At 50.2% G+C, this 9,278-nt stretch carries 20 protein-coding genes; 1 reads left to right on the top strand and 19 read right to left on the bottom strand.

What is annotated here, in order from left to right:
* The 17 genes from rplF to rpsJ form a co-directional block, all read right to left on the bottom strand.
* A complete protein-coding gene (gene rplF / locus ACVV26_RS02010) occupies nucleotides 1-534 on the bottom strand; it encodes a 50S ribosomal protein L6 (protein WP_312985881.1) in 534 nt (177 codons plus the stop codon).
* Nucleotides 535-546: 12 nt separating this feature from the next.
* Nucleotides 547-939, bottom strand: coding sequence for a 30S ribosomal protein S8 (gene rpsH, locus ACVV26_RS02005; RefSeq protein WP_312985879.1), 393 nt, complete (start codon nucleotides 937-939; stop codon nucleotides 547-549).
* Between the two features lie 33 nt (nucleotides 940-972).
* On the bottom strand, nucleotides 973-1,278 hold the full coding sequence (gene rpsN, locus ACVV26_RS02000; protein WP_002438702.1) for a 30S ribosomal protein S14: 306 nt from the start codon (nucleotides 1,276-1,278) through the stop codon (nucleotides 973-975).
* A 14-nt stretch (nucleotides 1,279-1,292) separates the two neighbouring features.
* Entirely contained in the window at nucleotides 1,293-1,832 is a 540-nt protein-coding gene (gene rplE / locus ACVV26_RS01995) for a 50S ribosomal protein L5 (RefSeq protein WP_002438703.1), read from the bottom strand.
* Nucleotides 1,833-1,846: 14 nt separating this feature from the next.
* A complete protein-coding gene (gene rplX / locus ACVV26_RS01990; protein ID WP_004106345.1) occupies nucleotides 1,847-2,161 on the bottom strand; it encodes a 50S ribosomal protein L24 in 315 nt (104 codons plus the stop codon).
* Nucleotides 2,162-2,171: 10 nt separating this feature from the next.
* Nucleotides 2,172-2,543, bottom strand: coding sequence for a 50S ribosomal protein L14 (gene rplN, locus ACVV26_RS01985; protein WP_002438705.1), 372 nt, complete (start codon nucleotides 2,541-2,543; stop codon nucleotides 2,172-2,174).
* A 168-nt stretch (nucleotides 2,544-2,711) separates the two neighbouring features.
* On the bottom strand, nucleotides 2,712-2,966 hold the full coding sequence (rpsQ, locus tag ACVV26_RS01980; RefSeq protein ID WP_002438707.1) for a 30S ribosomal protein S17: 255 nt from the start codon (nucleotides 2,964-2,966) through the stop codon (nucleotides 2,712-2,714).
* On the bottom strand, nucleotides 2,966-3,157 hold the full coding sequence (gene rpmC / locus ACVV26_RS01975; RefSeq protein WP_000644742.1) for a 50S ribosomal protein L29: 192 nt from the start codon (nucleotides 3,155-3,157) through the stop codon (nucleotides 2,966-2,968). Before rpmC ends, rpsQ begins: the two co-directional genes overlap by 1 nt.
* A complete protein-coding gene (gene rplP / locus ACVV26_RS01970; RefSeq protein WP_002438716.1) occupies nucleotides 3,157-3,567 on the bottom strand; it encodes a 50S ribosomal protein L16 in 411 nt (136 codons plus the stop codon). The genes rpmC and rplP overlap by 1 nt, the downstream gene beginning before the upstream one ends.
* Before the next feature lie 12 nt (nucleotides 3,568-3,579).
* A complete protein-coding gene (rpsC, locus tag ACVV26_RS01965) occupies nucleotides 3,580-4,281 on the bottom strand; it encodes a 30S ribosomal protein S3 (protein ID WP_000529945.1) in 702 nt (233 codons plus the stop codon).
* 17 nt (nucleotides 4,282-4,298) lie between these two features.
* On the bottom strand, nucleotides 4,299-4,631 hold the full coding sequence (rplV, locus tag ACVV26_RS01960) for a 50S ribosomal protein L22 (protein WP_002919773.1): 333 nt from the start codon (nucleotides 4,629-4,631) through the stop codon (nucleotides 4,299-4,301).
* 14 nt (nucleotides 4,632-4,645) lie between these two features.
* Nucleotides 4,646-4,924 carry a 30S ribosomal protein S19 gene (rpsS, locus tag ACVV26_RS01955; RefSeq protein ID WP_001138115.1) on the bottom strand — a complete coding sequence of 93 codons (279 nt, stop codon included), beginning with the start codon at nucleotides 4,922-4,924 and terminating at the stop codon, nucleotides 4,646-4,648.
* A gap of 16 nt (nucleotides 4,925-4,940) precedes the next feature.
* Nucleotides 4,941-5,762, bottom strand: a complete 822-nt coding sequence (gene rplB / locus ACVV26_RS01950) for a 50S ribosomal protein L2 (protein WP_000301859.1) — start codon at nucleotides 5,760-5,762, stop codon at nucleotides 4,941-4,943.
* A 17-nt stretch (nucleotides 5,763-5,779) separates the two neighbouring features.
* Nucleotides 5,780-6,082, bottom strand: a complete 303-nt coding sequence (gene rplW / locus ACVV26_RS01945) for a 50S ribosomal protein L23 (protein WP_000617546.1) — start codon at nucleotides 6,080-6,082, stop codon at nucleotides 5,780-5,782.
* Nucleotides 6,079-6,684 carry a 50S ribosomal protein L4 gene (gene rplD, locus ACVV26_RS01940; protein ID WP_002438727.1) on the bottom strand — a complete coding sequence of 202 codons (606 nt, stop codon included), beginning with the start codon at nucleotides 6,682-6,684 and terminating at the stop codon, nucleotides 6,079-6,081. Before rplD ends, rplW begins: the two co-directional genes overlap by 4 nt.
* A 10-nt stretch (nucleotides 6,685-6,694) precedes the next feature.
* A complete protein-coding gene (gene rplC / locus ACVV26_RS01935) occupies nucleotides 6,695-7,324 on the bottom strand; it encodes a 50S ribosomal protein L3 (RefSeq protein ID WP_125295715.1) in 630 nt (209 codons plus the stop codon).
* Between the two features lie 32 nt (nucleotides 7,325-7,356).
* Complete coding sequence (gene rpsJ / locus ACVV26_RS01930) at nucleotides 7,357-7,668, bottom strand: 30S ribosomal protein S10 (protein WP_001181005.1); 312 nt, start codon at nucleotides 7,666-7,668, stop codon at nucleotides 7,357-7,359.
* A 376-nt stretch (nucleotides 7,669-8,044) separates the two neighbouring features.
* On the opposite strand from rpsJ, the gene ACVV26_RS01925 reads away from it, so the two are divergent.
* On the top strand, nucleotides 8,045-8,536 hold the full coding sequence (locus tag ACVV26_RS01925; protein ID WP_474799754.1) for a prepilin peptidase: 492 nt from the start codon (nucleotides 8,045-8,047) through the stop codon (nucleotides 8,534-8,536).
* On the opposite strand, the gene bfr is transcribed toward ACVV26_RS01925, so the two are convergent.
* A complete protein-coding gene (bfr, locus tag ACVV26_RS01920; RefSeq protein WP_474799752.1) occupies nucleotides 8,520-8,996 on the bottom strand; it encodes a bacterioferritin in 477 nt (158 codons plus the stop codon). The genes ACVV26_RS01925 and bfr overlap by 17 nt on opposite strands.
* 72 nt (nucleotides 8,997-9,068) lie before the next feature.
* Nucleotides 9,069-9,263 carry a bacterioferritin-associated ferredoxin gene (bfd, locus tag ACVV26_RS01915; RefSeq protein ID WP_125295712.1) on the bottom strand — a complete coding sequence of 65 codons (195 nt, stop codon included), beginning with the start codon at nucleotides 9,261-9,263 and terminating at the stop codon, nucleotides 9,069-9,071.
* Between the last annotated feature and the right edge of the window lie 15 nt (nucleotides 9,264-9,278).

Raw genomic sequence — 9,278 nt, 5'->3', positions numbered from 1 at the left:
TTACTTCTTCTTAGCCTCTTTGGTACGCACGACTTCGTCGGCGTAACGAACACCCTTGCCTTTATAAGGCTCAGGACGACGGTAGGCGCGCAGATCAGCTGCAACCTGACCGATCAGCTGCTTATCAGCGCCTTTCAGCACGATTTCAGTCTGGGACGGACATTCAGCAGTAATCCCTGCCGGCAGTTGATGGTCAACAGGATGTGAGAAACCCAGAGCCAGGTTTACTACATTGCCTTTAACCGCTGCACGATAACCTACACCAACCAGCTGCAGCTTCTTAGTGAAGCCTTCGGTAACACCGATAACCATTGAGTTCAGCAGTGCACGAGCAGTACCCGCCTGAGCCCATCCATCCACGAAACCATCACGCGGACCGAAAGTCAGGGCGTTGTCTGCTTGTTTCACTTCAACAGCATCGTTGAGAGTACGAGTCAGCTCGCCGTTTTTACCTTTGATCGAAATAACCTGACCGTTGAGTTTTACCTCTACGCCGGCAGGAATAACGACCGGTGCCTTAGCAACACGAGACATTTTTTCCTCCGATTACGCTACGTAGCAGATAATTTCGCCACCAAGACCAGCCTGGCGCGCTGCACGATCGGTCATAACACCTTTAGAGGTAGATACGACAGCGATACCTAAACCAGCCATTACTTTCGGCAGCTCATCTTTTTTCTTATAGATGCGCAGACCTGGGCGGCTGACACGCTGAATGCTTTCTACCACAGCCTTGCCCTGGAAATACTTAAGAGTCAGTTCCAGTTCCGGCTTGGTGTCGCCTTCAATTTTAAAATCTTCAATAAAACCTTCTTCCTTCAGCACGTTGGCAATTGCCACTTTCAGCTTGGAGGAAGGCATGGTGACCGCAGTTTTATTCGCGGATTGACCGTTACGGATACGGGTCAGCATATCCGCGATCGGATCTTGCATGCTCATCTGTCTTTACTCCCGTGATTCAATTGGTGACAATTACCAGCTAGCCTTCTTAAGACCCGGAATTTCACCGCGCATAGCGGCTTCACGGACCTTAATACGGCTCAACCCGAACTTCCGCAGGAAAGCGTGCGGACGACCAGTTTGGCGGCAGCGGTTACGCTGACGAGACGGGCTGGAATCACGCGGCAGAGACTGCAGCTTGAGAACGGCATTCCAACGATCTTCGTCAGAAGCGTTCACATCAGAAATGATCGCTTTCAGTTCAGCGCGTACAGCGAAGTATTTTTCAGCTAAAGCTACGCGTTTTACTTCGCGTGCTTTCATTGATTGCTTAGCCATGAAGTAACCCTACCTTACTTGCGGAACGGGAAGTCAAAGGCAGCCAGCAGAGCACGGCCTTCATCATCGGATTTCGCAGTAGTGGTAATGGTAATATCCAAACCACGAACGCGATCGACTTTATCGTAATCGATTTCCGGGAAGATGATCTGCTCACGGACACCCATGCTGTAGTTACCACGACCGTCGAAAGACTTAGCGGACAAGCCACGGAAGTCACGGATACGCGGTACAGCAATAGTGATCAGACGCTCAAAGAACTCCCACATGCGTTCGCCACGCAGAGTCACTTTACAGCCGATCGGATAGCCCTGACGGATTTTGAAGCCTGCAACAGATTTGCGTGCTTTGGTGATCAACGGTTTTTGACCGGAGATTGCTGCCAGATCAGCTGCTGCGTTATCCAGCAGTTTCTTGTCAGCGATCGCTTCACCAACACCCATGTTCAGGGTGATCTTCTCGACCCGAGGGACTTGCATGACAGAATTGTAGTTAAACTCAGTCATGAGTTTCTTAACTACTTCGTCTTTGTAGTAATCATGCAGTTTCGCCATCGTACTACTCCAAATTACTTGATAGTTTCGCTATTAGACTTGAAGAAACGGACTTTTTTGCCGTCTTCGAATCTAAAACCTACACGGTCAGCCTTGCCGGTTGCCGCATTGAAGATTGCAACGTTAGAAACCTGAATAGCAGCTTCTTTTTCAACGATGCCACCTGGTTGATTCAGGGCCGGAACCGGCTTCTGATGTTTCTTAACCAGGTTGATACCTTCAACGATGAGCTTGCCGGAAGACAAGACATTCTTAACTTTACCGCGCTTACCTTTATCTTTACCGGTTAACACGATAACTTCGTCATCACGACGGATTTTAGCTGCCATGATTCGCTCCTTAGAGTACTTCTGGTGCCAGAGAGATAATTTTCATGAACTTTTCATTACGCAGTTCACGAGTTACCGGCCCAAAAATACGCGTGCCGATTGGCTGCTCGCTGTTATTGTTTAAAATAACGCATGCATTGCCATCGAAGCGAATGACAGAACCGTCCGGGCGACGAACGCCCTTCCTGGTGCGCACCACTACCGCCTTCAGGACATCGCCTTTTTTCACCTTACCGCGAGGAATTGCTTCCTTGATGGTAATTTTGATGATGTCGCCGACGCCTGCGTAGCGACGGTGCGAGCCACCCAGAACCTTGATACACATTACGCGACGTGCGCCGGAGTTGTCGGCCACGGTCAGCATAGTCTGTTCTTGGATCATTTCAGTGCTCCGCTAATGTCAACTACTACTTCGGGACCCAATAAATCGGGTCGTTAAAAAGCCCCATAATCGAGGGCGCGGCATTATAACACCGGTTCCTACATATGGGTAGAAAAAATAAACGGCTCATCGCTGAGCCGTTTATTTGTATTGAGAAAGGCTACTGTATTACAGAACCGCTTTCTCTACAACGCGAACCAGCGTCCAGGACTTAGTCTTGGACAGCGGACGGCATTCACGGATTTCAACCTTGTCGCCGATACCGCATTCGTTGTTCTCGTCATGTACGTGCAGTTTGGTCGTACGCTTAATGAATTTACCGTAGATCGGGTGTTTCACAAAACGTTCGATAGCAACAACAATGGATTTCTCCATTTTGTCGCTAACAACGCGACCTTGCAGAGTACGGATTTTATCGGTCATTACGCACCCGCCTTCTCAGTCAGTAAAGTCTTAACGCGTGCGACATCACGACGCACTTGCTTCAACAGGTGAGACTGTTGCAGCTGGCCACTTGCAGCCTGCATACGCAGGTTGAACTGCTCACGCAGCAGGTTCAGCAGCTCGGTGTTCAGCTCTTCAACACTTTTCTCACGCAGCTCTTTTGCTTTCATTACATCACCGTCTTAGTTACAAAGGTGGTTTTAATCGGCAGTTTCGCTGCTGCCAGCTTGAATGCTTCACGGGCCAGCTCTTCCGGTACTCCGTCCATTTCATACAGGACTTTACCCGGCTGAATCAAGGCAACCCAATACTCCACGTTACCTTTACCTTTACCCATACGCACTTCGAGCGGCTTTTCGGTGATCGGTTTGTCCGGGAATACACGGATCCAGATCTTACCTTGACGCTTAACTGCACGGGTCATAGCACGACGTGCTGCTTCGATCTGACGGGCAGTCAGACGACCACGGCCAACAGCTTTCAGACCGAAAGTGCCGAAGCTAACATCCGTACCCTGCGCCAGACCACGGTTGCGGCCTTTGTGCACTTTACGGAATTTTGTACGCTTTGGTTGTAACATCAGCGACGCTCCTTATTTACGGCCTTTACGCTGCTGCTTTTTAGGTTGAGCAGCCGGTTTTTCCGGTTGTTCAACAGCAGCCATACCACCCAGGATCTCGCCTTTGAAGATCCACACTTTAACGCCGATTACACCGTAAGTGGTGTGCGCTTCAGAGGTGTTGTAGTCAATGTCAGCACGCAGGGTGTGCAACGGAACACGACCTTCACGGTACCATTCAGTACGTGCGATCTCCGCGCCGCCCAGACGGCCGCTAACTTCAACTTTGATACCTTTAGCGCCCAGACGCATTGCGTTCTGTACAGCACGCTTCATCGCACGACGGAACATAACACGACGTTCCAGCTGAGAAGTGATGCTGTCAGCAACCAGTTTTGCGTCCAGTTCAGGTTTACGAACTTCGGCGATATTGATCTGAGCAGGAACGCCAGCGATATCCGCTACGACCTTGCGCAGTTTTTCTACGTCTTCGCCTTTCTTACCGATAACGATACCCGGGCGAGCGGTGTGAATGGTCACACGGATGCTCTTAGCCGGACGCTCGATAACGATACGAGATACGGACGCTTTAGCCAGTTCCTTAGTCAGGTACTGACGTACTTTAAAGTCGCTGTCCAGGTTGTCAGCGAATTCTTTGGTGTTCGCAAACCAGGTAGAGTTCCATGGTTTTACAATACCCAGGCGAATACCATTAGGATGTACTTTCTGACCCATTGCTAGTCTCCAGAGTCTCAGCGATCGGACACAACCACAGTGATGTGGCTGGTGCGCTTCAGGATGCGATCTGCACGACCTTTCGCACGCGGCATAATGCGCTTCATGCTCGGGCCTTCGTCTACGAAAATTTTCGCAACTTTCAGATCGTCAATGTCAGCGCCATCGTTGTGTTCAGCGTTAGCAATGGCAGATTCCAGTACTTTCTTAACCAATACCGCAGCTTTCTTGTTGGTATAGGTCAGGATGTCCAGGGCCTGCGACACTTTCTTACCGCGAATCAGGTCAGCAACAAGGCGAACCTTCTGAGCAGAAGAACGAGCATGGCGATGTTGAGCTAAAGTTTCCATCTCTTCCTCCTACCTTATTTCTTCTTCGCTTTTTTATCAGCAGCGTGGCCGCGATAAGTACGAGTCGGTGCGAATTCACCCAGTTTGTGACCGACCATTTCGTCGGAAACAAAGACTGGAACGTGCTGACGACCATTATGGACAGCGATGGTCAAACCGATCATGTTAGGAAAGATCGTTGAACGACGGGACCAAGTGCGCAGGGGCTTCTTGTCTCCGCTTTCCACCGCTTTCTCTACCTTCTTCAGCAAGTGCAGGTCAATAAAAGGACCTTTCTTGAGAGAACGTGGCATGGCTTATCCTCTAATATTATTTGCTACGGCGACGTACGATAAATTTATCAGTACGCTTGTTGCTGCGGGTCTTCTTACCTTTGGTCTGAACGCCCCACGGAGTTACCGGGTGCTTACCAAAGTTACGACCTTCACCACCACCGTGTGGGTGGTCGACTGGGTTCATCGCAGTACCGCGAACGGTAGGACGAACACCACGCCAGCGTGCAGCACCGGCTTTACCCAGAACGCGCAGCATATGCTCAGCATTGCCAACTTCGCCCAGAGTCGCGCGGCAATCTGCTTCGACTTTACGCATTTCACCAGAACGCAGACGCAGGGTGACATAAGCACCATCGCGAGCCACGATCTGAACGTAAGTACCAGCAGAACGCGCCAGCTGACCGCCTTTACCTGGTTTCATTTCTACGTTATGAACGGTAGAACCAACCGGGATGTTGCGCATCGGCAGGGTGTTACCCGCTTTAATTGCAGCATCAACGCCAGACTGAATCTGGTCGCCCGCTTTCAGGCCTTTCGGGGCCAGAATGTAACGGCGTTCGCCGTCTTTGTACAGAACCAGCGCGATGTTCGCGGAACGGTTCGGATCGTACTCAAGACGCTCAACAACTGCCGGGATACCATCTTTGTTGCGTTTGAAGTCAACAATACGGTAAGCCTGCTTGTGGCCACCACCGATGTGACGAGTGGTGATGCGACCATTGTTGTTACGACCACCGGATTTGCTGTTTTTTTCCAGCAACGGAGCAAAAGGTTTGCCCTTGTGCAGCTCAGGGTTAACCACTTTAACAACGTGGCGACGACCCGGAGATGTCGGTTTACACTTAACAACTGCCATTGTATTACTCCTCCGACTTACTCAGCGCCGCCAACGAAGTCCAGGTTCTGGCCTTCTTTCAGGGTGACGTAAGCTTTTTTCCAGTCGCTACGACGACCGATACGCTGTCCGTGACGTTTAACTTTCCCTTTAACGACCAGGGTGTTAACGACTTCGACTTCGACTTCAAACAGTTTCTGCACAGCAGCTTTGATTTCTGCTTTAGTCGCGTCTTTGGCAACTTTGAGAACGATGGTGTTGGTTTTTTCCATCGCAGTAGACGCTTTCTCAGAAACGTGCGGTGCACGCAGCACCTTCAGCAAACGTTCTTCACGAATCATGCCAGCATCTCCTCAACTTGCTTAACAGCGTCAGCCGTCATTACGACTTTGTCGAAGGCGATCAGGCTTACCGGATCGATGCTCACTGCGTCACGTACGTCAACCTTGTGCAGGTTGCGTGCAGCCAGGAACAGATTCTCATCCAGTTCACCGGTGATGATCAGCACATCTTCCAGAGCCATGTCTTTCAGTTTCTGAGCCAGCAGCTTAGTTTTCGGCGCTTCTACAGAGAACTTCTCGACAACGATCAGACGATCTTGACGTACCAGTTCGGACAGGATGCTTTTCAGCGCGCCGCGGTACATCTTTTTGTTAACTTTTTGACTGTGGTCCTGCGGGCGAGCAGCGAAGGTTACGCCACCGGAACGCCAGATCGGGCTCTTGATAGAACCTGAACGCGCACGGCCGGTACCTTTCTGGCGCCACGGCTTTTTACCGGAACCAGTTACTTCAGCACGGGTCTTCTGAGCACGAGTACCCTGACGAGCACCAGCTGCGTAAGCAACTACAACCTGGTGTACCAGCGCTTCGTTGAAATCACGACCGAAGGTAGTTTCGGAAACAGTCAGCGCGCTTTGCGCGTCTTTCAATACTAATTCCATTGCTATCTCCTCACGCCTTCACAGCTGGTTTAACGATCAGGTTGCTACCGGTTGCACCGGGAACAGCACCTTTAACCAGCAGCAGGTTGCGCTCAGCGTCAACACGTACTACGTCCAGGCTCTGAACGGTTACACGTTCGTTACCCAGCTGACCTGCCATTTTCTTGCCTTTGAACACCTTGCCCGGAGTCTGGTTCTGACCGATAGAACCCGGAACGCGGTGAGACAAGGAGTTACCGTGGGTAGCGTCTTGGGTACGGAAGTTCCAGCGCTTAACGGTACCTGCGAAACCTTTACCTTTAGAGGTGCCAGTTACGTCAACTTTTTTCACTTCTGCAAACAGTTCAACGCTGATGCTCTGACCAACAGTGAACTCTTCGCCGTCTGCCAGGCGGAATTCCCACAGACCACGGCCAGCTTCAACGCCAGCTTTAGCGAAGTGACCAGCTTCCGGCTTGGTTACACGGTTAGCTTTTTTAGCACCAGTGGTAACCTGAATTGCACGGTAGCCGTCGTTAGCCAGGTCTTTAACCTGAGTAACACGGTTTGCTTCTACTTCGATAACGGTTACTGGGATAGAAACGCCGTCTTCAGTGAAGATACGGGTCATACCCACTTTTTTACCGACTAAACCAATCATTGTTTCAACCTCTCAATCGCTCAATGACCTGATTAACCCAGGCTGATCTGCACGTCTACACCGGCAGCCAGATCCAGACGCATCAGAGCATCAACGGTTTTCTCGGTTGGCTCAACGATGTCAACCAGACGCTTGTGAGTGCGAATTTCGTACTGATCGCGCGCGTCTTTGTTAACGTGCGGAGAGATCAGAACGGTAAAGCGCTCTTTGCGGGTCGGCAGCGGGATCGGACCACGTACTTGCGCACCAGTGCGCTTAGCAGTCTCGACGATTTCGGCGGTTGATTGATCGATCAGACGATGATCAAACGCTTTCAAGCGGATACGGATTCTTTGGTTCTGCATGAGACCAGAGCTCCAATTATTTATAGACGAAAATAATTACTCCTCGCACCCATTACGATTGATGGGGGAGTGTAATCGTTTTTACATAGCTTCCCGATTGGAAGCATTGTTAAGCAACAAACTGCATTGCTCCGGTTCTGATTGAACCTGCCGTCAATATTGACAAGCCCGCGCATTATACGGAATTACGCAGCTTAAGCAAGTGCTGTTTACTATTCGTGCGTTCAGGGCTGGAATCCGGCGCGCATTTTTTTGCCAGGGCTATGGAAAAGCACTGAAAAAGCCTGAAGACGGCTTCCGTCTTTGAGAAACAGCGCTACAGCCAGGTTCATCATTTTGGCATGGTTGGTGCCTCCCCTACCCCACTGTCATGGAGGTGCCAGTGACCGTAGCCTTTATGCTTTTTTATTTAGTAATGTGCAGTTGCCTTAGTTGGCATGACTGGCGCACAGCCTTGCTTCCCGATCGTCTGACCTGTCCATTGCTGTGGGGCGGCCTGTTGTTCAACCTATTCTGCATGCCGGATTCTTTATCGGGTGCCGTTCTTGGCGCAGTTGCGGGTTATGGATTCTTTGCCTGTTTCTATTGGCTATACCGCAGCCTACGTGGTCACGAAGGGCTGGGATATGGAGATGTAAAATTACTGGCGGCGCTCGGTGCATGGCATGGATGGCAATCCCTATCGGCCATCATTTTAATAGCCTCGCTAAGTGGTTTGATCGTTGCTGGGCTACTACTCTGGGCAAATTCTGACAGACATAAAAAAACCCCGCTGCCGTTTGGTCCATTTCTGGTGGCTGCAGGGTTCTGCATAGGCTGGCCGACATTCGAGCAGCCTCTGTTGGTGCTGTTTAATCCTGTTCTTTGATCTGAGATTGCAGGTAATTCTGCAAACCAATCTTAGCGATCAGATCCAGTTCGGTTTCCAGCCAGTCAATGTGGTGTTCTTCGTCCGCAAGAATTGCGATCATCATGTCACGGCTGACATAGTCATGGACGCTATCCGCATAGGCAATTGCTTCACGCAAATCTTTAGCGCCTTCAAGTTCGAGATTCAGGTCAGATTGCAGCATCTCTTCCACATCTTCGCCGATGTGTAATTTCCCGAGATCTTGCAGGTTTGGGATGCCTTCGAGGAACAGAATACGCTCGATATACTTATCGGCGTGTTTCATTTCATCGATGGATTCGTGGTATTCGACATCATTGAGGCGCATCAGGCCCCAGTCTTTGAACATTCTTGCGTGAAGAAAATACTGATTGATTGCGACAAGCTCATTTCCCAATAATTTATTGAGATAATTTATTATCTTGATATCACCTTTCATTTTATAGTCCCTCCGCTTCCACTACATGAAGCGTAGATCGACTAAAAGGGAAGTCAAAAAAAAGATGCCGCTTTAAGCAATCTCTTTGTATTCCGGGATCTGCATCAATTCATCCTGCATGATTTCGCGCGCGGCGCGAACGCATTTACCACATTGATTCCCTACAGGAATAAATTTACGCAACTGCTGAAATGATTGTGGATGGAACTGGCGAACTGCCTGGCGGATCTTTTTATCGCTGACACCGTTACATAAACAAACGTACATGATGGCTCCCGTTCA

The organism is Atlantibacter sp. MEI4A-1023 (assembly GCF_056155425.1).
The sequence above is the reverse complement of the archived record's forward strand: the minus strand, read 5'-3'. Positions and strand labels throughout refer to the sequence as shown.

Coding starts and splice junctions, on each gene's coding strand:
- rplF (WP_312985881.1), bottom strand. CDS start 534: ATGTCTCGTGTTGCTAAGGCACCGGTCGTTATTCCTGCCGGCGTAGAG.
- rpsH (WP_312985879.1), bottom strand. CDS start 939: ATGAGCATGCAAGATCCGATCGCGGATATGCTGACCCGTATCCGTAAC.
- rpsN (WP_002438702.1), bottom strand. CDS start 1,278: ATGGCTAAGCAATCAATGAAAGCACGCGAAGTAAAACGCGTAGCTTTA.
- rplE (WP_002438703.1), bottom strand. CDS start 1,832: ATGGCGAAACTGCATGATTACTACAAAGACGAAGTAGTTAAGAAACTC.
- rplX (WP_004106345.1), bottom strand. CDS start 2,161: ATGGCAGCTAAAATCCGTCGTGATGACGAAGTTATCGTGTTAACCGGT.
- rplN (WP_002438705.1), bottom strand. CDS start 2,543: ATGATCCAAGAACAGACTATGCTGACCGTGGCCGACAACTCCGGCGCA.
- rpsQ (WP_002438707.1), bottom strand. CDS start 2,966: ATGACCGATAAAATCCGTACTCTGCAAGGTCGCGTTGTTAGCGACAAA.
- rpmC (WP_000644742.1), bottom strand. CDS start 3,157: ATGAAAGCAAAAGAGCTGCGTGAGAAAAGTGTTGAAGAGCTGAACACC.
- rplP (WP_002438716.1), bottom strand. CDS start 3,567: ATGTTACAACCAAAGCGTACAAAATTCCGTAAAGTGCACAAAGGCCGC.
- rpsC (WP_000529945.1), bottom strand. CDS start 4,281: ATGGGTCAGAAAGTACATCCTAATGGTATTCGCCTGGGTATTGTAAAA.
- rplV (WP_002919773.1), bottom strand. CDS start 4,631: ATGGAAACTTTAGCTCAACATCGCCATGCTCGTTCTTCTGCTCAGAAG.
- rpsS (WP_001138115.1), bottom strand. CDS start 4,924: ATGCCACGTTCTCTCAAGAAAGGTCCTTTTATTGACCTGCACTTGCTG.
- rplB (WP_000301859.1), bottom strand. CDS start 5,762: ATGGCAGTTGTTAAGTGTAAACCGACATCTCCGGGTCGTCGCCACGTT.
- rplW (WP_000617546.1), bottom strand. CDS start 6,082: ATGATTCGTGAAGAACGTTTGCTGAAGGTGCTGCGTGCACCGCACGTT.
- rplD (WP_002438727.1), bottom strand. CDS start 6,684: ATGGAATTAGTATTGAAAGACGCGCAAAGCGCGCTGACTGTTTCCGAA.
- rplC (WP_125295715.1), bottom strand. CDS start 7,324: ATGATTGGTTTAGTCGGTAAAAAAGTGGGTATGACCCGTATCTTCACT.
- rpsJ (WP_001181005.1), bottom strand. CDS start 7,668: ATGCAGAACCAAAGAATCCGTATCCGCTTGAAAGCGTTTGATCATCGT.
- bfr (WP_474799752.1), bottom strand. CDS start 8,996: ATGAAAGGTGATATCAAGATAATAAATTATCTCAATAAATTATTGGGA.
- bfd (WP_125295712.1), bottom strand. CDS start 9,263: ATGTACGTTTGTTTATGTAACGGTGTCAGCGATAAAAAGATCCGCCAG.